General features: G+C 34.2%; 1 protein-coding gene. It reads left to right on the top strand.

The genetic code is table 11. The features are described from left to right. On the top strand, positions 1 to 354 hold a 354-nt coding region (locus tag ACQ3F0_RS26835), incomplete at both ends, for a sodium:solute symporter family transporter (protein ID WP_428868875.1).

The following is a 354-nucleotide window of genomic DNA, read 5'->3' as shown; positions in this document are numbered from 1 at the left end:
TTAACTCACTTATTCAAGTAAGTTCAATGGTATTTATTCCTGCACTTATTTTACAAACTATTACTGGATGGTCTTTACAAGTTATTGTACCATTGATTGTAACAGCAGCTATAATCTACACAATTGCCGGTGGTATAAAAGCGGTTATCTGGACAGATGTAGTTCAAACAGTTATTGTTTGGGGTGGAATGATTTTAGTAGTTGTTATGGCATTAAATAAATTAGACATGGGACTATTTGAAACTCTTGGACAAGCTAAAGCGGCTGGTAAATTTGATGTTTTTGATTTCAACTTCAATTTAACTGTTACAAATGCATTCTGGGCATCACTTATTGGTGGTACAGTTATGTGGG

This window comes from Clostridium sediminicola (genome assembly GCF_050402865.1).
GTDB classification, from domain to species: domain Bacteria; phylum Bacillota; class Clostridia; order Clostridiales; family Clostridiaceae; genus Clostridium_AF; species Clostridium_AF sediminicola.
This window is presented reverse-complemented; position numbering and strand designations above follow the sequence as displayed.